21 protein-coding genes are annotated in these 24,354 nt (G+C 53.8%); 13 read left to right on the top strand and 8 right to left on the bottom strand.

Annotated features, from left to right (window positions below; genetic code table 11):
- The first annotated feature begins 145 nt into the window (after positions 1 to 145).
- The 3 genes from rfbB to KOR42_RS02520 all read left to right on the top strand — a co-directional run bounded on the left by rfbB (position 146) and on the right by KOR42_RS02520 (position 2,872).
- Positions 146 to 1,165, top strand: a complete 1,020-nt coding sequence (rfbB, locus tag KOR42_RS02530; RefSeq protein WP_146507043.1) for a dTDP-glucose 4,6-dehydratase — start codon at positions 146 to 148, stop codon at positions 1,163 to 1,165.
- Between the two features lie 138 nt (positions 1,166 to 1,303).
- Positions 1,304 to 1,573, top strand: coding sequence for a MoaD/ThiS family protein (locus KOR42_RS02525; RefSeq protein ID WP_146509965.1), 270 nt, complete (start codon positions 1,304 to 1,306; stop codon positions 1,571 to 1,573).
- 165 nt (positions 1,574 to 1,738) lie between these two features.
- Complete coding sequence (locus KOR42_RS02520; protein WP_146507042.1) at positions 1,739 to 2,872, top strand: WD40/YVTN/BNR-like repeat-containing protein; 1,134 nt, start codon at positions 1,739 to 1,741, stop codon at positions 2,870 to 2,872.
- Here the strand turns inward: KOR42_RS02520 and KOR42_RS02515 are convergent.
- The 3 genes from KOR42_RS02515 to KOR42_RS02505 form a co-directional block, all read right to left on the bottom strand.
- A complete protein-coding gene (locus KOR42_RS02515) occupies positions 2,867 to 3,127 on the bottom strand; it encodes a hypothetical protein (protein ID WP_146507041.1) in 261 nt (86 codons plus the stop codon). The genes KOR42_RS02520 and KOR42_RS02515 overlap by 6 nt on opposite strands.
- A 215-nt stretch (positions 3,128 to 3,342) precedes the next feature.
- On the bottom strand, positions 3,343 to 5,049 hold the full coding sequence (locus KOR42_RS02510) for an ArnT family glycosyltransferase (protein ID WP_146507040.1): 1,707 nt from the start codon (positions 5,047 to 5,049) through the stop codon (positions 3,343 to 3,345).
- A 325-nt stretch (positions 5,050 to 5,374) separates the two neighbouring features.
- Entirely contained in the window at positions 5,375 to 5,947 is a 573-nt protein-coding gene (locus KOR42_RS02505) for a helix-turn-helix domain-containing protein (protein ID WP_146507039.1), read from the bottom strand.
- Between the two features lie 977 nt (positions 5,948 to 6,924).
- On the opposite strand from KOR42_RS02505, the gene KOR42_RS02500 reads away from it, so the two are divergent.
- The 5 genes from KOR42_RS02500 (at position 6,925) to KOR42_RS02480 (ending at position 11,523) form a co-directional block, all read left to right on the top strand.
- Complete coding sequence (locus KOR42_RS02500) at positions 6,925 to 7,356, top strand: hypothetical protein (RefSeq protein WP_146507038.1); 432 nt, start codon at positions 6,925 to 6,927, stop codon at positions 7,354 to 7,356.
- A 240-nt stretch (positions 7,357 to 7,596) separates the two neighbouring features.
- Positions 7,597 to 8,235 (top strand): OmpH family outer membrane protein, encoded by a 639-nt coding sequence (locus KOR42_RS02495; RefSeq protein WP_146507037.1) that lies wholly within the window; start codon positions 7,597 to 7,599, stop codon positions 8,233 to 8,235.
- A 205-nt stretch (positions 8,236 to 8,440) separates the two neighbouring features.
- Entirely contained in the window at positions 8,441 to 9,373 is a 933-nt protein-coding gene (gene lpxC, locus KOR42_RS02490; RefSeq protein ID WP_146507036.1) for a UDP-3-O-acyl-N-acetylglucosamine deacetylase, read from the top strand.
- A gap of 31 nt (positions 9,374 to 9,404) precedes the next feature.
- Entirely contained in the window at positions 9,405 to 10,265 is an 861-nt protein-coding gene (lpxA, locus tag KOR42_RS02485) for an acyl-ACP--UDP-N-acetylglucosamine O-acyltransferase (protein WP_146507035.1), read from the top strand.
- Positions 10,266 to 10,422: 157 nt separating this feature from the next.
- Positions 10,423 to 11,523 carry a Gfo/Idh/MocA family protein gene (locus tag KOR42_RS02480; RefSeq protein WP_146507034.1) on the top strand — a complete coding sequence of 367 codons (1,101 nt, stop codon included), beginning with the start codon at positions 10,423 to 10,425 and terminating at the stop codon, positions 11,521 to 11,523.
- A 144-nt stretch (positions 11,524 to 11,667) separates the two neighbouring features.
- Here the strand turns inward: KOR42_RS02480 and KOR42_RS02475 are convergent, their stop codons facing one another.
- Complete coding sequence (locus tag KOR42_RS02475) at positions 11,668 to 13,527, bottom strand: pyrroloquinoline quinone-dependent dehydrogenase (RefSeq protein WP_197440790.1); 1,860 nt, start codon at positions 13,525 to 13,527, stop codon at positions 11,668 to 11,670.
- Positions 13,528 to 13,932: 405 nt separating this feature from the next.
- On the opposite strand from KOR42_RS02475, the gene KOR42_RS02470 reads away from it, so the two are divergent.
- The gene (locus KOR42_RS02470) at positions 13,933 to 15,357 is read left to right on the top strand and encodes a sulfatase (protein WP_146507032.1); all 1,425 of its coding nucleotides are present in this window, start codon (positions 13,933 to 13,935) and stop codon (positions 15,355 to 15,357) included.
- 12 nt (positions 15,358 to 15,369) lie between these two features.
- Here KOR42_RS02470 and rseP read toward each other — a convergent pair whose 3' ends face one another.
- The gene (gene rseP / locus KOR42_RS02465; protein ID WP_197440789.1) at positions 15,370 to 17,376 is read right to left on the bottom strand and encodes an RIP metalloprotease RseP; all 2,007 of its coding nucleotides are present in this window, start codon (positions 17,374 to 17,376) and stop codon (positions 15,370 to 15,372) included.
- On the bottom strand, positions 17,322 to 18,521 hold the full coding sequence (locus KOR42_RS02460; RefSeq protein ID WP_231740602.1) for a 1-deoxy-D-xylulose-5-phosphate reductoisomerase: 1,200 nt from the start codon (positions 18,519 to 18,521) through the stop codon (positions 17,322 to 17,324). The genes rseP and KOR42_RS02460 overlap by 55 nt, the downstream gene beginning before the upstream one ends.
- A 259-nt stretch (positions 18,522 to 18,780) precedes the next feature.
- Here KOR42_RS02460 and KOR42_RS02455 point away from each other — a divergent pair, with 259 nt between their 5' ends.
- Positions 18,781 to 19,785: an aspartate-semialdehyde dehydrogenase gene (locus KOR42_RS02455; RefSeq protein WP_146507030.1), complete on the top strand. Its 1,005-nt coding sequence runs from the start codon at positions 18,781 to 18,783 to the stop codon at positions 19,783 to 19,785.
- Between the two features lie 6 nt (positions 19,786 to 19,791).
- On the opposite strand, the gene nadB is transcribed toward KOR42_RS02455, so the two are convergent.
- Entirely contained in the window at positions 19,792 to 21,423 is a 1,632-nt protein-coding gene (gene nadB, locus KOR42_RS02450; RefSeq protein ID WP_146507029.1) for an L-aspartate oxidase, read from the bottom strand.
- Between the two features lie 174 nt (positions 21,424 to 21,597).
- Positions 21,598 to 22,413, bottom strand: a complete 816-nt coding sequence (proC, locus tag KOR42_RS02445) for a pyrroline-5-carboxylate reductase (RefSeq protein ID WP_146507028.1) — start codon at positions 22,411 to 22,413, stop codon at positions 21,598 to 21,600.
- 284 nt (positions 22,414 to 22,697) lie between these two features.
- Between proC and KOR42_RS02440 the strand changes: the two genes are divergently transcribed.
- The 3 genes from KOR42_RS02440 to rpsG all read left to right on the top strand — a co-directional run bounded on the left by KOR42_RS02440 (position 22,698) and on the right by rpsG (position 24,317).
- Positions 22,698 to 23,096, top strand: coding sequence for a hypothetical protein (locus tag KOR42_RS02440; RefSeq protein WP_146507027.1), 399 nt, complete (start codon positions 22,698 to 22,700; stop codon positions 23,094 to 23,096).
- Between the two features lie 234 nt (positions 23,097 to 23,330).
- Positions 23,331 to 23,702, top strand: coding sequence for a 30S ribosomal protein S12 (gene rpsL / locus KOR42_RS02435; RefSeq protein ID WP_146507026.1), 372 nt, complete (start codon positions 23,331 to 23,333; stop codon positions 23,700 to 23,702).
- A gap of 141 nt (positions 23,703 to 23,843) precedes the next feature.
- A complete protein-coding gene (gene rpsG / locus KOR42_RS02430) occupies positions 23,844 to 24,317 on the top strand; it encodes a 30S ribosomal protein S7 (protein ID WP_146507025.1) in 474 nt (157 codons plus the stop codon).
- The last annotated feature ends 37 nt before the right edge of the window (positions 24,318 to 24,354 follow it).

The following is a 24,354-nucleotide window of genomic DNA, read 5'->3' as shown; positions in this document are numbered from 1 at the left end:
CACAATTGCAATATGCATTACGATTTCACACGTTTCTCAGACAATCCTGTGACAAACAGGGGCGACCATGGAGTACAATACGGAAACATCCTTCGCCGGTTTGGCATCGGCAGAACACTCCCAACGGTCAGCTGGAAGCCTTGAAATGAAACGTATTGTGGTCACCGGAGGTTGCGGTTTTATTGGTTCGAATTTCATTCGACTCATGCTGGAATCGTACCCAAATCTGTCCATCATCAACATCGACAAATTGACCTATGCCGGGAATCCCGCGAATCTCTCCGACCTCGAAGGTCTGGATCGCTACGACTTTCGACACGGAGACATCTGTGACCGCGAGTTCGTCGACTCTGTTCTTTCCTCCGGCGATATCGATGCAGTCCTGAACTTCGCCGCCGAAAGTCATGTCGATCGGTCCATTCTCGACTCCACACCTTTCGTGACGACAAACGTCAACGGAACACTGACTCTGCTCGACAGCTGCCGACAGCATGATGTTCCCCGATACCTTCAGGTTTCGACAGACGAAGTTTATGGATCATTGGGAACTGAAGGCTTCTTCACCGAAGAAACACCTCTCGCTCCGAACAGCCCCTACTCGGCATCGAAAACGTCTGCGGACCTGCTCGTTCGTGCTTACTTCCATACGTTCGGATTTCCCGCCATTACGACACGCTGTTCGAACAATTACGGCCCTTACCAGTTTCCAGAGAAACTGATTCCGCTGTTTATTTCAAACGCCCGTAAAGACCAGCAGCTCCCGGTATATGGAACTGGCGAGAATGTCCGCGACTGGATCCATGTCCTTGACCATTGTCGCGGAATCGATGCCGCACTTCGAAAAGGTCAAGTGGGAGAGGTTTACAACTTCGGTGGACGCACCGAGATGACCAATATCGCGCTCACCAAATTGCTGCTCGAACTGCTTGGCAAACCTGAGTCTCTCATCAAATATGTCACTGACCGTCCCGGACACGATCAGCGATATGCGATCGACTGTAAGAAGGCAGAGACGGAACTTGGCTGGGCTCCTGAAGTGACCTTCGAACAGGGCCTGCAAGAGACAATCGACTGGTATCTCTCCAACGAAGATTGGGTCGACAACATCCGTTCCGGTGAATACCTCAAGTACTACACCGAACAATACGGCGGCCGACTCGCTTGATTGCCGACTCGCCGGGTTGTTGTTGCGATCGCCCAAATCCGACTGCCTTCGAAACGCTTGCAGGATGGCCTCCTCGCGAGGAGAATGTCTGAACAGAGTTTTTGCTGGCAGGTCTATCTGTCCAGGTTTCAACTGGTCATGCCGATCGTTTCCTTCACCCCGCATCTCAAAAGACACTTGGAGTGTCCGCCGGAAGAAGTTTCCGGGGAGACTTTGGGGGAAGCGTTCCACCAGATTTTCGAACTCAACCCGCAGCTGCGCGGATATGTGCTCGATGATCAGGGGGCGCTGCGCCAACACGTTGTCGTGTTCATTGATGACGCAGTGGTTCGCGATCGGAAACGTCTCTCTGATCCAGTCAACTCAGACAGCGAAATTTTTGTGATGCAAGCACTGTCCGGGGGATAGAGCAGTTTCAGATTCGGTGTGCACTCACTCGCACGAGCAAACTCAGCCTTTGATCTGATGAAAAAATTCAAGCGAGTGCACAGGAAAGAGCAACTTGCTCTGGCTTCCCATCGGAATGTGAAACGACCTGGATCTTGATTCCGGAACGCACGACGAGGGCAGATCATGAACGACCGTTTTTTCGCTGGGACTCGCAAGGGTTTGTTTCATGTTGAACGCGGTGACCGGGAATGGGCCATCAAGAAGGTCGACTTTCTTGGCGACCCGGTCACGATGCTTCTCCACGACTCGCGTGACGGAACGCTCTATGCATCACTGACGCTCGGTCACTTCGGTGTGAAGCTGCATCGCTCGAAAGACAACGGCGAAACATGGACGGAAGTCGCTGTCCCTGTTTATCCGGAAGGGGCAGTTTACGCCTCGGGACAAGACGAAGAAACCGGCGAAACGGAAACGAAGCCGGCATCGCTCGACGAAATCTGGGCACTCGAGCCGGGTGGCCCCGATCAGCCGGGATGGCTCTGGGCGGGAACCATTCCCGGAGGGCTGTTTCTTTCAAAAGATCATGGGGAGACGTGGGAACTCGTCGAGTCTCTTTGGAATCGCGAAGAGCGGATGGGCTGGTTCGGCGGAGGCAAAGACCGTCCGGGAATCCATTCGGTTTGCGTCGACCCACGTGACAGCCAGCACGTTACGATCGGAATCTCGTGCGGGGGAGTTTGGGAAACCCGCGACGCAGGAGCATCCTGGGAACTCATCGGAGAAGGGCTTCGGGCGGAATACATGCCTCCGAATCTTCAGAACAGCCTGAACATTCAGGATGCTCATCGCCTCAGCCAATGCCTGTCTGACCCCGATAAAATGTGGATCCAGCATCACAACGGAATCTTCCGGTCCAGCAACGGAGCAAAAAACTGGACGGAGATGGAGAATGTTCCGCCGTCTTCATTTGGGTTCGCTGTGAGCGTGCATCCTCACGATGGAAACACTGCCTGGTTCGTTCCCGGAGTCAAAGATGAGTGTCGAATTCCCGTCGACAATCAGCTTGTGGTCACACGCACACGAGACTTTGGCGAATCGTTCGAAGTCCTCCGCAATGGACTTCCTCAAGATCACTGCTATGACATCGTTTTCCGACACAGCCTCGATGTCGACTCTTCAGGCGACCGACTGGCAATGGGATCGTCAACCGGTGGGCTTTGGGTAACCGAAGATGGTGGCGATTCCTGGTCGACGATCTCGAACACACTCCCGCAGATTTATTGTGTCCAGTTTGCGAAATCACAACCGGGCTCATGACCAGTCATCGCGTAAATTGAGATACCCCAAATACGCGCCGCTGATCGTCATCACGATGCCCCCGATCACAGCGAGTCCGAAGATGACCGCCGTCGAGATCGAAATTTCCCCATCACGCGAGACCGTCACAACTCCGCTGATTGCTCCAATGATGACCACGGTGGCGCAAATCACCATGATGGCGGGCACGAGATTCGGATTCTTCTTCTGCCCCGCAGCATCTTCCGATTCCGTATCGGAAATTCCTTCTGACATCATTGCTCCTCGTTACTCATGCAGGTTCGCGAAGACCATTTCAAAAATGGCCTCATTTCCTCAGAAAACGACACGTTTCTCCTGCATTGACCATCCATGCACGAACTGAACGAAACTGTTCGACGTGAGAATCTGATTCGCCGACTTTCAATTCTCGTCGTCCGATGCGCATCGCGTCAATGACCTCGAGTGAAAGATCCAGCCAGCGCAGCCCATTAATCGTCGCTGGCATCGGGAGTTGCAGAGTTCTCAGGAAGCTTCAAGACTTCCGCCAGAACAACTCCCTGCCGTCGAACCGAAGCGAGAACCTCTGTCCCTTCAGGCGGAGGAATCAGCGAATCCCACGGGTCGGCGCGTCGATGAATCGTCACAACGTAGGGAGAAAGGGTCTCGCGAGCATCATCGTAAGCTGAGAGTTTGATATCCGGCCGGTGTTTCATCCAGGAACCGCATCGCATGAATTCCAACTGCAGTGGATGCAGGACCGGGGCCATTTCAAGAGTCGCATTCTCAGGGATCTTCACCGATGCTTCTGCGAGCAGTTCCGGAGTGACGCTGTCACCCCAGTAAGTCGCTTCGAATCCCCATTCTTCCGCTTTCCAAAGCCCTGCAGTCAAAACATTGTAGTAGCTCAACTGGCACGGATGCAGAGTCACCATTCCCGCGATCGGCCCCGCCAAGCCGACGACAAGGACCGGCAGAACGACACGCTTCCCATAGCGACGGTAAATGGACGTCAGTGAGCGATTCGCCCCTAACCCAATGAAGAGTGCGAAGGTCGGGAACGAAACCAGAAACAGTCGGACGCCGTCGTAAACGGTCACTCCCGGCAGACTCAACGCGAGCAGCGGCAACAGCCAGGCTCCGAAAAAGAGCATCCCACGCGGGTCGAGGATCGCAGCCGATGAGTTTTCATCACCTGTACGATTGGTCATCCCGATCCAACCAGCTCCCAGAAATGCGACTGGCATCGTGACCAGAAACATCACTGCTGGATAGTGCCACGGGACTTCCCGATCCGCAAACTTTTCGCCCCAGTAGAAGCAGTTCAGGCTCGCACGCTCCGTCGCGCTCGCGAAATACTCCTTCAAGTTTTCCGCAGGATCGATCCACAACCATGGCCAGCCTGCGAAGAAAACAACTGCAGCTGTCAAAAACAGAACAAGCATCGGCAAGATAGACCGGAGCCTCCAGTTCCAGAGTGCCCAAACGAGCACCACGGGTGGCAAAAAGATCGCCTGAATTTTGGTCAGGAAGACCAATCCCAGAAAGAAACCGGGAATCAAACCAGAACGCGCACGCGGAACCGTTTGACGTCCCCATCGATCTGCAAGCACGAGCAAAAACAAAACCCATGTCAGATTGGTACACGATTCCAGTGAAGCCAGATGCGCATGACCGAAAACGCGCGGCATGCACAGAACCGAAATTCCGACAAAGGCACCGACGTCTCGACCGAACCAGCTCGCCGAATATCGAATCAGGAAAAAGACCAACAGCCCGAATTCGATCGCCGATGCAATCCGCGTGTAGCTGACAACATATCCGCAAGGCCCGGCAATCGGCCAGATTCTCTGACACACTTCGTGAGAGACCCCGAGTGCAATCCGCCCCAACGGGGGATGATCCGGGTTGTACGACGGGTCCGCATAGATCTCTTCCAGCTTGTCGAGGCTGAAGTCAGACCAGTCAATGTCCAGATATCCCCGGGCGAGTGTGACTCCGACTTCGATGTTGAAGCCTTCATCGAATGTCAAACCGGGGCCACTTGCAGGAAATGGGAGTTCCTGAGCAGGGTCAATGGTCGCAATGACGAGCAGAGTGGCAATCAGCCCTGCCCACCACGAAAACCATGCAGAACGAAAAAACGAAGCGACCTTTCCAAGAAAAGTCGCTTCGTCAATGTTGGTCGAGCCGCTCATAACGAGTCCGGGATTCCCTTCACTTCATGTGCGTATCTCACAACTTTAGAAGTAACAACGTTGAGCGAAAGACTGAATCAGATCTTCGCCTGACACGAACGTGAACTCTCAACACGCTAGCAGAACTCCCCAATGCTCTGCGATGGTGGACCCACGAATTCAGAGAACTCGTCTCTTGAACAGGGCCTGATCGTCCGCAGTTCTTCGCGTCTCAAAGCTGCTACATCGTCTGGTCGTCGTCAACGAAACATGTGTCATCCATGACTACGGGTCAGCGATATGCTCGACACATCGCAAGAACCGCCTCGTTTAGAAGGCAGTTAGCTCAAGCAAGCGTCTTGCGACGGCTGACCAAAGTACGGATGCGTTCAGCGAGCAAAGCTGCGTCGAACGGCTTGCGGAAGGTCTCGTTGAAGATCGTCCGATCGAATCCGCTGGCGGTGTCGTCGTCACTGAGGAGTGCAATCAGCACGGTATCAGTGTAGTCACCGTTCTTTCGCAGATTCTGAGCGATCATCAAGGCTTCATTCCGCCCCATCGCAAAGTCAATCACGACGCAGTCGGGATGCAACGACTCGGCTTGGATGCCGGCTTCGAATCCACTTGCTGCGAGTTCAACTTTAAAGTCTTCGATTGGAAGGACACCTTCCAACCCGCCACGCATTGTGCTGTCGACGCCAACGAGCAAAAGCTTGCCCATTGCTTCGTCTTCCAGTTCACCGAGTGGCATTCCGTGTTCTTTCAGGAACCGAATCAAGTGCTCGCGGGGAATCCGGCGATCCTGGGAACCGGGAATCCGGTATCCTCGGAGTCGGCCTGAGTCGAACCACTTACTTACTGTACGTGGTGCGACCTTGCAGATTTTGGCGACTTGACCGGTAGTGAAGATCGTCCTCATTGCGGGCTCTCCAATCACAATCTGTCTGGGTCCGAACAGCGGATGCTGTTCCAGATCTTCACCCCTCGTTCGACACGCGGCCGGCTCTCCTAGCCCGTGGGTCCATGGCATAAACCAGCGTCGTTTTCGGGGTCGTCTCAGGTTATTGTCATGCAAATCACTTCAAAACTGTGCCCGTAGCAGACGATGCCACGAACCCCTTGCAGCTCTGATGATCTACCAGTGGAGAGGAAGTCCAAAAGATGGAAGCGCAATGCCTCCGCCTAACGACTCACAAGTGAAGAAATCCCCCATTGAGCCCCAGTCGCGTCATGATCAGAAAAGAGTGTTGTGAACATCTTGTTCACGCGACTCTTGAGATCACACTGAACTGTGAACTCCCCCCTATAAGTGATCAGTTGATTCCGGCTGATATGCGTCATGCAATCGTTCGGAAAGGCGCTCCCGAACCGAAACTACTTAACCACCTGATGTACATTGTCGGCGTGGACGGGTCATCAACTTCAGTCGGATTCAACACTACGGTTCAGACGGGCGGTGGAATTGCATTCTGCGTTACAAACCGCCCTTCCGATTGCTCCAGTTGGGGGAAATATGACACCGAAACAATTCGCACGACCGGCTCAATTTCTACAAAGCGGTCAATTCGACGTTTTTCAGTGACAACACGCCCGCATAATCCCACCTCACCGACTACTGAACAGATGCTCCACCCTTCGCTGGCAAGCTCCGGTTTTTCGGATCCCCTTCAGATTTACCAGGGTCACACGTTTGACAATCTCGCCCACCTAGACTACCTAATCGAGAAAATTCGCGTGACCGGCAATGTTTGCCACTCGAAAGGATTCGATTTCTTCACGCTTCACTGCCGGGAGTGAGTGTTCGGGACCAGGCAGTGAATCATGTGATTTCCCCGAGACTACCTTTTGAGACGGAGCAATTTCTGATGACACGAAACATTCTGAGCTTGATGGCCGTTGCAGCGTTCGTCGTCGCTGCAGCTGCGGATTCTGCATCCGCACAGTGCGCCACCGGAGCATGCGGAACTGCAACCGCATCCTACAGCAGCGCTTCCTGTGGTCGCGTCCGAACTCGCACTTGCCGCGTTTCTCGCCGTGCAGCTCGCACTCAATGTGCCCCACAGCGAGTTCGCCGCACTAAGAGCTGCCAAACTGCTTGCAGCAGCCCTTGCACCACTTCCTACAGCAGCCCATGCGGAACTGCAGCTCCATGTGGAACAAGCCCTTGCGGAACTGCTCCTTGTGGAACTTCCTACGGAAGCCCATGTGGATCAAGCCCATGCACAGTTCCAGCTGCTCCAGCAGCACCTGCCGGTGGATCAGAAGTCCCAGCTGCACCAGCTGATGGCGATGCACCTGCACCACCCCCAGAATCTGTCTAATTTTTGACAGTTCGGTTACGAGCGAAATCCCTGCCTGTCGTTGACAAGCGGGGATTTCTGCTTTTGGAATCGGCAATTTTGGAAGATTCCGACCGGCGACGATTGAACTCGTCTTGACCAGTTTGCGTCAGTCAAGACAATGCACCCTGAATTGACAGATCATCGCCGGAATGATGAATGTCAATTTCCCAGGGGGCTGAAGTTCTCTGGTTGAATAGGACTGGCATTGCAAAGGAGTGCATTCGCCATGCTGAGGCTCCCTCGCTGGAATTCGTTGACTCGTCCCCTGTCATGCTTGCTGACAGGATGCTTTCTCTTTCTATTTGCTGGTCCCATCCACGCGGATGATGGTTACCAGATTGGGCTCATTGATATGGCCCACGTCTTCAAAGAATACAAGAAATTCGTCTACCTGACGGAACGCTTGCAGGAAGAAGTTCGCCGCAGCGATGAACTTCTGGCTCCCAAGATCGAAAACATCCAGGCCATCCAGGCCAAGATGAAAGAACTCGCTCCGACAAGTGCTGAGTACGAAGCACTCGAGAGCGAATTTCTGACCGCTCAGGCAGATCTCAAGAAAGCCCAACTTCAGAAACAACGCGAGTTGATGAAGAAGGAAACGGAAGTTTACAAGGGCATCTACCTTGAAGTCTCCGACGCTGTCGAGCGCTACTCGAAATACTACAAGTACACACTGATCATTCGATTTAATCGCTCTGTGGTCGATGCCGCAGACAATCCTCAGGAAGTGATGGAGGGCATGAACCGCCAGGTCCTCTATCATCAAAACCGAGATGACCTGACCGATCCGGTCCTCAACTATCTCAACGATCGTTGGGAAAAGCAGCAGAACGCCAGCGCACCTGCGAGTCAGACAACTCGTTAGGAACAGAACCGAAACTGTCGTTGAATCGATGGATGTTTGAAGAACTCTCCGGTTGACAGTTGCTGGGATCACACCAATCGAACTCTGACAAAGTGGTCGCCGACGTTGAGTCGCAAGTAAGCGATTCTGAATGAAAGCCATCGCCGTGTCAGAACCCGTTTGAGATCCGCTTTTGCATGCTCCTGTCCGGTCCAAGGATCAATTCGTGCTTGACTCTCCCCCTCGACGACAACGAACGATCGCTCGTACTGCGAAGGTTTCCGGATATGGATTATTCGGAGGGATCGACGTTTTGCTCGAGTTTTGCCCCGCCGATCCAGATGTCGGAATTGTGTTCGAACGAACCGATCTCACGTCGGCAGCGACAATTCCCGCACTCATTGAGTTCGTCGTTCCTCAATCTCGCTGCACAATGATCCAGTCCCCCGGCGGATCAGTGCAGGTGATTGAGCACGTCATGGCAGCCCTGGCGGGGCTGCAAATCGACAACTGCCTTGTTCGCATCGATGCACCCGAACCCCCTGCGTGTGACGGATCGAGTCAGGCATTTGTTGAAGCACTCCTGTCTGCGGACATCGTCGAACAGGACGCCTCGCGAGCCTGTGTCGAACTGACCGAGACACTGGTTGTTGTCGAAGATGACTTTGTCGGAATCGGCGCGCAACCACCTCGCAAACACGAATATGAAATCGGATTCCTTCTCGATTACGGAAACAGTCCGATTTCACAACAGTCCGACAGTTTTGTAATCACTCCGGAAGTGTTCATTCAGGAGATCGCAAACTGCCGCACGTTTGTCCTGGAGTCGGAAGTTCGCGAACTCCAGAAACAAGGAATTGGCAAACGATCGACTCCGCAGAACGTGCTCGTTTTCGGAGACGAAGGAATCGTTGACAATTCCTTGAGATTCGAGAACGAATGCGCCCGTCATAAAATTTTAGACTGTATTGGCGATTTCGCTCTGTTGGGATGTGATCTTGCAGGACGTTTTGTGGCAACCCGTTCAGGTCATCGACTGAATCACGCCATAATTCGAACCCTTCGAAAACAAGCTCTCGCGCTCAATCCCCATCAATCGTCTTTTCCACTCCCCAAGAATCGACCCGCTCCTTTCACCCCCATGAACGCTGCCGGATGACGATCATTCACCCACAAACAGGACGTTGATAATGTCGACTCAGATCTCTCATCTCGCTCACGTCGATCCGAAAGCACAGATCGGGCAGGACGTTCAAATCGGTCCATTCTGCTTCGTCGGGCCGGATGTTTCGATTGGTGATCGAACGGTTCTCGAAAGTCATGTCACGTTGACCGGGAAAACCACAGTGGGGAGCGACAACCGCTTTTGGCAAAACAGTGTCATTGGTGCGGAACCTCAAGATTACAGCTATCGAGATGCCGCACCGACTCAAGTCGTGATCGGAGATCACAACCAGTTTCGGGAAGGCGTTACAGTCAATCGCGGGGCAGAGAAGGAAGACGGAATCACTCGCATCGGCAATCACAACCTGCTGATGTCGAACTCACACGTCGCCCACAACTGTCGACTTTACGATCACGTGATGCTTGTGAACGGTGTGTTGCTTGGCGGGCATGTTCATGTTCACGATCGGGCCATTGTCTCGGGCAACTCCGTCGTTCACCACTTCGCAACGATCGGAACTCTCGCTTTCGTCAGCGGAGGATGTCGCGTTCCGACGGACGTTCCGCCGTTCATGCTGGCTGCGGGAAGCGACAATCCTGAGATCAAGACCGTCAATCTCATTGGCATGAAACGAGCCGGGATTCCGGATGAATCGATCCGTGTCATTCGGCATGCCCAGCGAATGCTTTACAGAGAACACAAGTCTTTCAAAGTCGTTCGCGAACATTTTGAAACGGAGCTGCAGGGCATTTTTCCGATTGAACTGATCACGCTCCTGTCAGCGATTGAACAGCAACGTGCAGGCAGAATGGGGCGCGCTCGCGAAGCAGCCCGCACAACTCCTCTCGTTGAATCCAAGGAAACCGCAGCGAAGAAATCCGCTTAAGCCGTGTGCCGGGCCACTATCGAGCAATCGCTGAAATGTGACAGAGGCTGAAGAGGCCTGTCCGACACACCGAAACGAACAGACCAAGCCAACATACAGTGAAGAGCAAGTTGCTCTCGATCGATCTACACACAACTCTCTTAAAGTCAGTGAAGACATGAATGGGACATTAAAACTTGCCGTCGTTGGAGTCGGCGCACTCGGTCGGCATCACGCACGAATTCTCTCCGAAATGGATGGGGTTGAGCTGATTGCTGTCGCCGATCCGAATGAACAACAAGGGCGGACAGTCGCTGAGTCGTGCGGATGCAATTGGACCAACGACTATCGCACTCTTATGAAATCGGTCGATGCGGTTTCCGTCGTCGTGCCGACATTCCTGCACAAACAGGTCGGCGGAGATTTTCTCTCCAAAGATGTTCCCGTTCTCATGGAGAAGCCACTGGCTGGCAACGTCGAAGACGGAGAAGCACTCGTCCGCCTTGCTGATGAGCACGCGATTCCTCTTCAAGTGGGTCACATCGAACGATTCAACCCAGCCTTTCAAGAACTTTCTGAATGGACCGGGGAACCGAAATACATTCGAACAGAACGCGTTAGCCCCTACGCATTTCGGTCGATGGATATCGGAGTCGTTCACGACCTGATGATTCATGACATTGAACTCTGTCTGTCACTGACACAGGAAATGCCGACCCGCGTCGAAGCCTTCGGAGCCTCACTCGTCGGAGGACGGGAAGACGCTGTTCAGGCGAGGCTTTACTTCCCGAACGGATGCATTGCCGACCTGACGGTCAATCGCGTTTCACCGTCTCCATCACGAAACATTCAGTGCTGGTCAGAGACAGGCTGTGCAACCGCAGACCTGACCTCCCGCGTCGTCAAGAAGTTCTCACCGACTCCGATGATGCAATCGGGTCAGTTTCCGTTCGACCTCGCCCAATCCGGCGAACGGACGATCGACGAATTGAAATCACAAGTCTTCGGGACGTTCATTGAACCTCAAGAAGTCCAAGCTTCCAACGATGATGCTCTGACAGCGGAACTGAGTTCGTTCATCGACGCGGTTCGAAACCGTCATCGTCCGGTTGTGAATGGACGCGATGCCCTCGCAGCATTGCGTGTTGCAGAAACTGTCCTCGAATGTGTGGAGTCACACTGCTGGGACGGAACCACTGAAGGCAGAGTCGGCCCATCAGCACTTTTGAACTTCTATTCTGCTGATTCCGCCGACGGATCTGACAGTGCTGCAGCGTAGAGCAAGTTGCTCTTTCCTGTGCACTCGCTTGCACTGTTTCATAATTTAAAAGGCTGTGCTTGCTCGTGCGAGATCGTGCACACACAATCAGAAAATGCTCTAGGTTTTGACAACGAGAGTGAAGGTTGCTGAGTGCTTACCGAATTAATTTCCCCCTTCGGGAAGCGCGAAGACGACAAAGGCATCCCCTGCCCTCGTTCCCAGTTTGCCTGCTCCGCCAGCTGCGATGACGACGTATTGTCGACCGTTTACTTCGTAAGTTGAGGGAGTCGCGTATCCCCCGGCGGGGAGTTGAGACTCCCAAAGCACTTCACCTGTCGATTTGTCAAAAGCTCGAAACTTCTCGTCCTTTGTTCCCCCAATAAAGACGAGACCGCCAGCTGTGACAATCGTCCCACCGAAGGTTTCCGTTCCAGTTTGAGGAATACCTCTTTCTGTCAACTCCTCGTATTCCCCCAGCGGAACCTGCCACGCAAATTCGCCTTGATTCAGATCAATTGCCGTCAACACCCCCCATGGCGGTTTGATCCCGGGATAGCCTTCCTGATCGCGAATTTGTTTGTACCCGCGATGTCCGTACTTGTACTTCGCCCCCGGCGGAGACTCGACAAGCGTCATCACGTTCGGAACGTTGTTTGAGTTGACGTAAAGAATTCCCGTTTCGGGATCGAAGCTGGCTCCCGACCAGTTGGCCCCTCCATGAAATCCGGGAGTCACAACAGTCCCCTGCAAACTCGGAGGACTGAAAGCGGGTCCGGTTCGAATCTTCTGAAGCTCCTTCAGCACATATTCCCGATTGGCTTCAGCGATGTCGGTGACGTTCGATTTATCGAAGTGTTGAACGGAAAAGGGAGGCGGCTTCACGGGAATCGGTTGCGTGGGTGAGGCCTGTTCACCGGGAACATCCGACTGCGGAACCGGTCGCTCTTCGATTTCAAAGAGTGGTTCTCCCGACTCCCGATCGAAGAGGTAAACGAAACCCGTCTTGGTCACCTGTGCAACGGCCGGAATACGTTTCCCCTCGTGAGTCACCGTGACGAGGTTCGGATAGACCGGCAGATCATGGTCCCACAGATCGTGTCGCAACGTTTGAAAGTGCCACTTGAGTTCTCCACTGGAAGCATCGAGCGCAACCGTTGAATTCGCATACAAATTCTCTCCGTGACGGTCCCCTCCGTAAAAGTCGAATGCCGCTGAGCCCAAACCTGCGAAGACGAGATTCCTCTCGACGTCAACACTCAAGCCACCCCACGCATTCGCCCCTCCTCGGTACTTCCACGAATCCCCTTCCCAGGTTTCGTGGCCCTTTTCTCCGGGACGCGGAACAGTATGAAATCTCCACAGCTGACGCCCGGTCCGGACGTCGAACGCTCGAATATCCCCCGGAGCAGCGATGTTCGGCCCTTCCCCATTGGAGACGCCGAGAAAAACGATGTCTCCACAAATCGCCGGGGCTGAAGTCGGACCATAAGCCATCTTGGAAAGATCCTCTTCGAAGTCTTCGCGGAGATCTTTGATGCCACCGTTTCCGAACTTCGGATCGAGTTGCCCTGTCCTGGCATCGATCGAGAACAATCGACCATCGGACGTTCCGTGCAAGATGCGTCGTTCTCCGTCAGGTTTCTGATCACTCCACCACGCCAGTCCGCGATTCACTCCGCCGGATGCAAGCGGGCCTGCAGCTGTATGATTTGCGAACGGATCAAACTCCCAAAGTTGCTCACCTGTTTCTGCATTTAACGCGACCACTCTCAAGTGCCCCGTCGAGAGATACATCACGCCATCGATAACGAGCGGTGTGCATTCAATCGTCTTCTTCCGCTCGCGATCAAGCTCTCCCGTTCGATAGACCCACGCCACTTCAAGCTGATCAACGTTCTCGCGGTTAATTTGCGAAAGAGTTGAATACCTCTGACAGCCACGGTCGCCACCAACTGTTTCCCAGTTCGCGCCTGATGGATGATCTCCGAAGAGATCCATTGGCTTCGCCGCAAGCCATGTCATGACTGACATCACTATCAAGATGGAGCGCATGTCTGTTTCACCCGATCGATATGGAAATGATTTCTGCGTCAGCTGACAGAAAGTCGCCTGTCAGGAATTCTTTCATGAACTGTGAGTGTGACCATCATCCAACGTCACTGCATCTCACTTCAATTGAGACAGCATTGCGTTCGCAGAAAAACCAGGAATTCGATTTCCTCGCACAGGAACCGAATCAAGCAACGCCGACCGGAAATCCGAATCTTCCGACTCTCATGGCCAAAGCCGAATCTGACTGTTGGTCAAATGATCAAGCACGAGATCACGATGAGCCAGTGGCATCAGTTTGCATGGTCAGAAAAGTTGTGTGATGATACGACTCTCGATGCGACATCGACGTCTGACACCTTTGACAGAAAGCGCCTCATGAGAAATCTTCTAACGAGCCTGATCGTGGCTCTCTTGCTGAGTACAGTCCCAAAGAGTTCGGAATCAGCCGAGCAATGGAACGTACTTTTTATCGCTGCCGATGACCTCAACTGCAGCCTCGGATGTTATGGAAATCAGGACGTCTCATCACCAAACCTGGACCGACTCGCCTCTGAAGGAACCCTGTTTGAGAATGCCTATTGCCAGCAGGCGGTCTGCAATCCTTCGCGAGCCTCGTTGATGTCTGGTCTGCGTCCCGACACCATTTCCGTCTATGACCTGCGGGCCGATTTCCGCACTGCCCAGCCCGATGCTGTCACCATTCCACAGCGATTCAAAAACAACGGATACTTCACACGCTGTATCGGGAAGATGTTTCACAACATGGGAAATCTCGATGATGAACCATCATGGTCGGTTCCCTCCATGCTCAATGCAGGTCGACACTCTGACACGTACGCAAAACCCCTCAAAGGAGCCAAACCCGGAAAGAAGCAGGGAGCGTATGAGAACGAGGATCTTCCAGACGATGCTTACCGCGACGGAAAAATTGCCGACCTGGCCTGTCAGCAACTGAAAGAATTTTCCCACGAGCCATTCTTCCTTGCTGTTGGATTCTGGCGTCCGCATCTTCCGTTTCTCGCTCCGAAAAAGTATTGGGACCGATATCAGAGAGACAGCCTCACCCTTCCGGATCGATTCGCTCCGCCCAGCAACGTTCCGGAGATCGCACTTCACGATTCACGGGAACTCAGAGGCTATGGCCCCGATCCGCAGAACATCTCCGATGAAGAACGTCGATTATTGTGGCATGGCTACTATGCAAGCATCAGCTATCTCGATGAGCAAGTCGGCAAGCTTCTGAAAACCCTCGAGGAAACCGGGCTGCGAGAAAAGACAATTGTGGTCTTCTGGTCGGATCACGGATTCCACCTGGGACAACACAGCGTGTGGTGCAAGACCTCCTGCTTTGAGCTGGACGCTCGTGTTCCACTTCTCATTTCAGCCCCCGGATTCCCGCAGAACGCTCGAACGAACTCGATTGCCGAACTGATTGATCTCAGTCCCACACTTGCTGAGTTGTGCGGACTTCCGGAGACCCACGTCGAAGGGGAAAGCCTGGTTCCTGTGCTGAGAGATCCTTCGGCGTCTGTGAAGAGAGTCGCCCTCACGCAACATCCTCGCCCAGCTTACTACAAAGGAAAGCCTGACCAAATGGGATACTCTGTCACCGATGGCAGACTCCGGTATACGGAATGGCGTGACTGGCAGACCGGAAACGTCACTGCCAAAGAACTCTACGACCACGAAAAAGACCCGAATGAGATGGAGAATCTCATCGGGTCAGATCAATACTCGGAAGCGGTCGAACAGCTCAAGAACGAACTTGTTCAGGTTGCCCCCAACGAAGCTCATGAGTGAGTGTCTTCGGACTTAAATTTTCGAAACGAACAGGTCGAGATAGATCACAAACATCATCAGACCCAGGACAAAGACCATTCCAAAGTAGGTGGCGGTTGCAACAACTTTCTCGCTGGGCTTCTTCCTTGTGACAGCTTCCCAGATGAGAAAGACCATGTGACCGCCATCCAGCACGGGAATCGGCAGGAAGTTGATCACAGCGAGATTCACACTGATCAGTCCGAGAAATCGCAGGAAGTGTCCAATCCCCAAATCCGCAAACCCATAGGCCAGCTTGGCGATATTGATCGGTCCACTTAACCCCTTGTGGGAGATATCCCCGGTCAGCAACCCGCGAAGAGTCAGGTAAATATCTTCGATGGAGGTAACGGTGTAACGCCCTGCCATTGCGAAGGCGTTTTGAACGCTGTTTGCCTCGAGAGTAATCGACCGCTCGCTCAAACGAAGTCCGCGTGTCGTGGGAAGATACCAATCTTCGACGACCTTCGGAGTCACTTCAACGACCCGGTGTTCGTTTGAATCTTCGGGTGAACTGACGGTGAGTTCCACGATTCGTGAGCGAGTGTATTCCTGAATGGTCCAGAAAGCGTAGGCCCAGTTCTTGTCTTTGATCGGGATCTCGAACCGCGTATCCGTTCTGGCGTCCTGCTCAGTTCCAGGTGCCTTGATGAGAGTCACTTTGTGAATGGTATCACGTGGTTTGATTCCCTGTCCGGCTGCGGGACCATCTTCATCGACTGAGAAAACATTCGGAACCAGATGATAAGCAACTCCAATGCTCGGAACCGAAAGCGGAGCCCCTTCTGATGTCGGTGGTTCTGCCCACGGAGCCCGATCGCTTGGAGTCAAAGTGAGCACCAGTTCTTGAGGCGCCCCTCCGGAAACTTCACGGGAAATGGTCACTTCGACCTCTTTCCCGTCATGCTCAGAGAAGTATTCTGTGAGACGAACGGGATCGATATCGTGTCCGACGTCCAGCCCGTCGACCTTGGCGATGAGATCGCCCTTCTTCAAACCCGCTTCAGCAGCAGCCGAACCGATTTGGACAGCTTCGATTTTTCCCATCCCCATGCGGAGTCCCAAACCGAGAAACTGTTCGGCAGGCAAGCTGACCTGAACTTCTTTGGTGTCGCCACCCTCACTCTTGCGTTTGACTGTCAGCCCCAACGCTTCGTCTGCTTTCTCGTTGAGAATCTTGTCGAGTTCGCTGAACTCTTTGATCACGACTCCATCAACAGCCGCGATAATGTCGCCCGGCTCAAACTCTGCTCGAGAAGCAGCGGTCCCCGGAAAGACAAAGGGAATTGCTTTCGGATCCGGAACAGGAAGAACTTCCAGGCTTCGGGACGATCCAATTCCGATCTGACGGACGATTCCGTTGGCTGATGGCTCCAGTTCGATGTCGAACGTTTCTCCATCGGAATGAAAACCCTGCAAGCGAATCGGGCCGCGAGAAAGTGCCGTCCCACGCAACAGGTCTTCAAAGTTCGACACCTGCCGTCCGTTAATGGCGGTAATGGTGTCGCCGGAACGAATTCCGTGTTGCCATCCCGGCATTCCCACTTGCACGTGACCGATGACACGATCGGTTGTTTCAACACCGCTGTTGAAGGCAATCGCAAAGAACAGAAACCCGGTGATGATGTTCATAATCACCCCGGCGGAGATAATCGCCATCCGCTGAGGAACAGACTTTGAGGTGTAAGAGCGAGGATCAGCACTGATCTGATCGTCAGTCATTTGCCCCGGATCCATATCATCCTGACCGAGCATTTTGACGTAGCCCCCAAACGGAGCCCAGCCCAGCCAGTATTCGGTCTCGCCCCACTTCTTGGCGAGGATCGGCTGACCGAATCCGATACTGAAGCGTTCCACATACACTCCGCACCACTTCGCAACGAGGAAGTGTCCGAGCTCATGGAAAAAGATCACCAGACCAAGTCCGGCGGCAGCGATAAATATGTTTAGCAGTGCCGAGACGCTAAAGAGTGCGAGTGTGGCGGCGACGACGGTATCCAATTCAATGCCTCCTGGCGCGCCCAATGATCGAGTTCGAGCAACTCATCCAACTCCGGCTGGCTGTCGAAATCGTGGGCATTCAGAATCTCGCGACAGAGTCGCGGGATGTCGGTAAAAGTCAGTGTTTCAGAAAGAAAACGCTCGACAGCCACTTCGTTGGCAGCATTCAAGACTGCTCCAGAAGTTCCGCCGCGTTCAGCAACCTCAAATCCTAACGATAACGCCGGGAATCGTTCGAGATCAGGGGGTTGAAAATCAAGTGAAAATGTTTCCAATAAGTCCAGTTTCGGGCTGGCTCCTGCCACTCGTGCGGGCCAGGTAATCGCATATTGTATAGGTAATTTCATATCCGGGGGAGATAATTGTGCGATGACTGAGCCATCCACAAACTCCACCATCGAGTGGACCACCGACTGCGGATGCACGACAACGTCGATCTGCTCAGAAGGAAGTCCGAACAACCATCGGGCTTCAATCACTTCCAGAGCTTTGTTCATCATCGTCGCGGAATCGACGGTAATTTTCCTGCCCATTTCCCAGGTCGGATGACTCAGAGCATCAGCACAAGTGACCTGTGAAAGCTGCTCCTGAGACCATGTCCGGAACGGTCCTCCACTGGCTGTCAGAATAATTCGTGACACTTCTTCAGTCCGCCCGGACTGCAGCGACTGAAAAATCGCGGAGTGTTCACTGTCGACCGGAATCAGCGTCGCACCGGTTTCGGAAGCTTTGTCCGTCACGAGTTTCCCGGCGACGACGAGTGTTTCTTTATTTGCCAATCCAATCGATTTCCCGGCTTCAATCGCTGCCCAGGTTCCGCGGAGTCCCGCAGCCCCCACGATTCCGGTAATCACAACCTCGGCATCCGAGTGAGTAATGGCGTTCGCGAGGCAATCTTCACCGAACTCGACGTTCACTTGCGATGGAAACGCATTTCCCGGAACGGAATTTCGATCGATCCCCGTCAGCACGACTGTTCGCGGCAGAAACTCAGCAGTTTGCTCGGCCACCAGTTGCCATTGGGTGTGAGCGGACAGCAAGTCCACTGCCATTTCATCCGGATGAGCGCGCACCACATCGAGACAACTGGTTCCAATCGAACCGGTTGCACCCAATACGGCGATCCGCTTGATATGATCTGACACGAGCTATTTCTCTTAAGTTTTAGCGATTGTAGAGGTTCCGGCTTCATGACCGCAAGACCGGAGTCGCCGGGTTTCTCCGGTCTCAACGTCTGAAAGGCCCCAATCTTCCCGGGCGCAGTTTCTCAACAGAAAGGATTGATCGCGAACAATTTGCAGAGGCCACTTGTCCCGGTCTATGATGCTCGCTCGTGTCGTCTTGGACGCTCATTGACTCTTTGATCCCTATCACTGCCGCTCAGCTGCAAATTGAGGTTAATCCGTGTTTCGAAATGTTGCCATTGTGGGCGCCACCGGTGCCGTCGGTCAGATCATGCGGCAATTGCTGGAAGAACGGAACTTTCAAGCAGGAACGTTTCGCTTCATCGCCTCAGCTCGTTCAACGGGTCAGCAGATTTCTTTTCGTGACCAGAAGTACACCATCGAAGAGCTGACCAAAGATTGCTTCGCCGGGTCCGACCTCGTGATCGCTTCCACTCCCGATGACGTCGCTGCCGAATATCTTCCTGCCGCTGTTGAAGCAGGCTGCCGCGTCATTGATGAATCGGGATACTGGCGAATGAAAGAAGGAGTCGCCCTCGTGATTCCGGAAGTGAATCCGCAGGATGCTCTCGACGCCACCGGCATCATCGCCAGTCCGAACTGCTCAACAACCCAAATGGTCCTGGCTCTGAAACCTCTTCACGATGCTGCGGTCGTCAAACGGGTGATCGTCAGCACTTATCAAGCGACAAGCGGAGCCGGCGTCCAGGGAACAAGCGATCTGTTCGATGGGTCCAAATCGTACCTGTCCGGAGATGACTATTCCTACAAAGCCTTCGCGCATCCCATCGCCTTCAACTGCATCCCCCAAATCGGAAGCGAAAAGGCAGACGGATACACCAGCGAAGAACTGAAAATGGTCTACGAGACCCGAAAAATTCTCGGCGATGAATCGATTCAGGTGAACCCCACCTGCGTCCGCGTGCCGGTTGCCAACTGTCACAGCGAGTCGATCACCGTCGAAACCGAAAAGCCACTCTCACCCGGTGAAGCTCGTGAACTGTTCGAGTCATTTCCTGGAATTCAGGTCGTCGACAACCTGCAGGACGGGCAATATCCGCTTCCGAGCACTTGCGATGGTTCCGACGAAGTCTTCATCGGACGAATCCGCAAGGACATCTCACATCCGAACGGAATCAGCTTCTGGTGCGTCAGCGACAACTTGCGAAAAGGGGCAGCAACGAACGCTGTTCAGATTGCCGAACTTCTGGCGAAGCATCTGTAAACGCAGTCAGTCAGCTGCGGAGGGTTCGCCGATCGTGACGTGCCTCTCCCATGAGGAATCAGACTCCGGAAAATCGCTCCGAAAGTGGACACCACGACTTTCGGTGCGAGCCCGGGCTGACTCGATCATCAATCGCCCGACCAGCAGCATGTTCTGCAGTTCCCAACCTTCGACTGTCTGAAACTCTCGAAGAGAGACATATCGGTCCCAAAACTCGACCTGCTCCGCTGCCGCTTTGAGTCCTTCTTCATCGCGGCGAATTCCAACATTTCGCCACATGATTGATCCGAGCGAGTTCCGCAAGTCGGTGAGGTTCAACAGGTCCTGCTCCTCGATCACCTTCGGGCCCGGCGAAGAAACAGGCGGCGCGGAAAAGCTGTCGGGAATTTCCAACGCTGCTTGCGACGCCCCTCGGCCAGCGTGAATCCCGTAATATAGCCCTTCCAACAAGCTGTTGGATGCGAGTCGATTTGCCCCATGTAAACCACTGGAAGTCGCTTCACCTGCAGCCCACAGCCCCGGAAGCGTCGTCGCACCTTTCAAGTCGACCGTCAACCCGCCGATCATGTAATGGGCTCCCGGTCGGACGGGAATGCGGTCATGCGTCAGGTCGAGACCGAACTCGCGGCACATCTCCAGAATATTGGGAAACCGTTCGTTGATCTTCTCTTTCGGCAGGTGAGTCAAATCGAGATAGACACACGGATGCCGGGTCAGTTCCATCTGATCAGTGATCGCACGACTGACCACATCACGCGGAGCGAGTTCCAACCGCTCGTCGTAATTCCCCATGAACCGGTCGCCATTCACATCGACCAGATATCCCCCTTCTCCTCGAGCCGCTTCGGTGATCAGATGACGTGAACTTCCAGCGATGTAAAGCACCGTCGGATGAAACTGCATCATCTCCATATCGCGCAGCTCCGCACCCGCCCGGTAGGCGATTGCGTGTCCGTCGGCGGTCGCGATATCAGGGTTTGTCGTTTCCCGATACAAACGCCCTGCTCCCCCGGTCGCCAGAATCGTTTGCTTGGCCCAGACGAACGTCTTTCCGTGATGAGGATTCCAGACCAGCGCCCCGCGACAACTCCCCTCGTGAGTCAAAAGGTCGATTGAGAACGTCTTCTCCCAGATCTCCGTCCATCCCGCTCCGCGAACGGTATCAATCAAGGCCCGCATCACCTCTTTTCCGGTGGCATCCCCAAGAGCATGAGCAACACGCGGATGGCTGTGACCTCCTTCAGTCGTCAGTGCGATCGAACCATCTTTCCGATCGAACTGCGCTCCGAACGAGACAAGCTCTCGAATTCGTTCCGGAGCTTCTTCCACAATCTCTCGAACGACATCGGGATCGCACAAACCGGCCCCGGCTTTGATGGTGTCTTCGACGTGATTGCTCAACTCGTCGGAAGGGTCCAGAACTCCAGCGATGCCCCCTTGAGCCCACGAGCTGTTCGATGACGACACGACATCTTTCGTCACCATCACAACGCGCAAACGCGGATCAATTTCCAAAGCAGCACGAACTCCGGCGATGCCTGTTCCGATGACGAGAACGTCGACGAACATATGCGGAATCCGTTTCGGGTCAAACCGAACGAGATACCGTTGACGCGGAGTATAGCTCAAGTCAGGCATGTGTTTTTCTATGAATCAAGTGAGAGAGCGATAATGCAACGTTAACGATTCAGGAACGTCCTCACCAATGAGAGTTGCTGGAGTCACCTCCCAATCCCGTTCGTTCAGAATTCCACATCTCGCGAATTCGTCGCTTGGGAACACCACGACCATCGGCATCGCACCGCACCGCACTTATGTCGATGTTTTTCCCAACTCCTGCGAGCGTTTCGTCGCGGCTTCGACGGCATTCATGAGTGTTCCCCGCATGCATCCCTGTTCGAGTTGATGCAGCCCCGAAATCGTCGTCCCCCCGGGACTTGTCACAGCATCTTTCAACTGCCCCGGATGCTGGCCGCTCTCAAGGACCATTTTCGCAGCCCCGAGCAGTGTTTGTGCTGCGAGTTGAGTCGCTGTCGCACGCGGTAACCCAGACAGAACCCCGCCGTCGCTGAGTGCTTCAATGATCTCAAACACATATGCCGGTCCGCTGCCTGAAAGTCCGGTCACTGCATCGAGCAAGTGCTCAGCGACTGGCAGTGCGATTCCAACGGTCGAGAGAAGATCTTCGACCAGCTTTAAGTCGTCCTTAGTGGCAGTGGAACCGGCCGCAAATCCCGAGGCTCCTTCCCCAACGAGACAGGGAGTATTCGGCATCACTCGAATGTGTCGACTCTTCGGCAGTACTGCTTCGAAGCGATCCAAACGTGCCCCGGCGATGATGGAAACGAAGAGATGTTCCGACGTGGCCGACTCGGCGAGTTCTTCCAGAAGCTCAGGCACGACTTGAGGTTTCACCGCCAGCAGCACCACTCCCGACGATTCGAGCACCTCACGATTGCTGTCTGTCGTCGGGATGTTCGTCTGTTCCCTGAATGATTTCCGGGCAGCTTCGTAAGGGTCACTGGCGAGCATATTCTCAGGTTGAGCCAAACCGGAACGAATCCACCCGGAAGCCAATGCCGTCGCCATTTTCCCCGCACCAATCAGTCCGATTCGCTTCTGATTCATCACCGTCTTCCGTCCAGGAAATTCTGCCGTCACTCATTTCTCGGTCACAGTCAATGCCGCAATCATCAAGAATAGCACGAGCGACGGACGCGCGCCCAGATGCCGAGGAAGCAGAACGCATCTACTCGCATTGATACCTCCCTGTTCGACGTGTTATGCTCCACTTTCTGCGGGTAGACTATTCAGAGGAACTCTCATCATTCGCTTGGCCAGGGGCTATTCAGGAGCTTCATCGAATCAAAACAGTTTTGTGACGATTCCGTTCATCGTGAAGGAGTATTTCCATGGATCACGGCTGGTTCCACATCTCAAATTTCATCGCTTCTCTCGCTGCGACTCTCTTCTTCTCCGCTTCCCCGCTTGAGGTGGAACATTTTCATTTCGACGGAAACATTCAACTCTCAGCTGTTTCTACCGACACATTCGAGATGAGAGTGTTTCGCATGGACAAAGATTCCTCGATCCCTCACCCCGTCGGGATCTATCCCTACCAACCCGGCGGAACAGACAGGTGGGAAAGAACAGATTACGTCAGATGGGAATGTTCAGGGCGGATCATTCGAGTCCCCCACGATACCACTGAGGTTTTCGGCCACGTCTATCGTGTCAACGATGACCAGACTGTCTTCATCCGCCGCATCGATTGGAAAAGAATCGACGCAATTCACAGCGACTCGCCATAACCGATCTCGGTGCTGCAGATCGGGAGACAGCTTCGAAAAACCGAGATTTCTTGGGAAATCCAGCGCCTCGGTCGACTTGACCATCGCCCGCGCGGGAGTTACAGTTCGCGATTCCTCGGTGGGTCAGGGGTGTTTTGCGCGTCAGTCGATTGAGATTCTGATGCCGACAAGCTCACCGAAAACGACATCAATATTCCCCAAACGACTGCACGATTTCAGATTGTGAATTGATCTATGCCTACGATTAACCAGCTCGTTCGAAAACCTCGCAGAAAGCAGACGTCCAAGTCGAAGACTCCACTGCTTGAGGGATGCCCGCAAAGGCGTGGTGTCTGTCTGCAAGTGCGAACCATGACTCCTAAGAAGCCAAACTCGGCTCTGCGGAAGATTGCTCGTGTTCGCCTGTCGAACGGAAAAGAGCTGACCGCCTACATTCCCGGCGAAGGTCACAATCTTCAGGAACACTCCATCGTGCTTGTCCGTGGTGGTCGTGTTCGCGACTTGCCGGGGGTTCGATACAAAGTCATTCGCGGTGTGCTCGATACCCTGGGTGTCGACGGCCGTCGCCAGGCACGCAGCCGCTACGGGGCAAAGCGTCCTAAATAGTGCTCAAAACGTAATCAGTTCTCACAAGCTGTCCGCAGCTTGAAATTGAACAATCCGTCACGCAGGCCATCGGGCTCGAAAGCGTGATTCGAATAAATCATCCAATATTGTTTTTGATTCAGTTAACAGGTCGAAACGTCCATGGCCAAACGGTTTACAGCCAGTAAAACACAGCTGATCGGAGATCCGAGATACGATTCCAAGCTCGTCTCCAAGTTCGTCAACTGTCTGATGCATGACGGAAAAAAGAGCATTGCCCTCGGCGTGTTCTACGACGCCATGGACGAAATCAGCAAGCGCCTGCCTGAAGAAGAGCCTGTTGAGGTCTTCAATCAAGCAGTCGAAAACGTAAAGCCACACATCGAAGTGCGGTCCAAGCGCGTCGGGGGAGCCACCTATCAGGTTCCAACTCCCGTGAGTGCAAAACGACAACAGACTCTGTCGATCCGATGGATTCTCGAAGCGGCTCGTGGACGTAAGGGCCGCCCGATCGCACAGTCTCTGGCAGACGAGTTCGTTTCCGCATTCAAGCGGGAAGGCGTTTCGATCACCAAACGTGAAAACGTTCACCGTATGGCAGAAGCCAACAAAGCGTTCTCACACTTCGCTTGGTAAACGCTGTCGAATCACCTTGCCTGCCATTCATGTTATT

This window comes from Thalassoglobus neptunius, assembly GCF_007859735.1.
GTDB lineage: Bacteria > Planctomycetota > Planctomycetia > Planctomycetales > Planctomycetaceae > Thalassoglobus > Thalassoglobus neptunius.
This window is presented reverse-complemented; position numbering and strand designations above follow the sequence as displayed.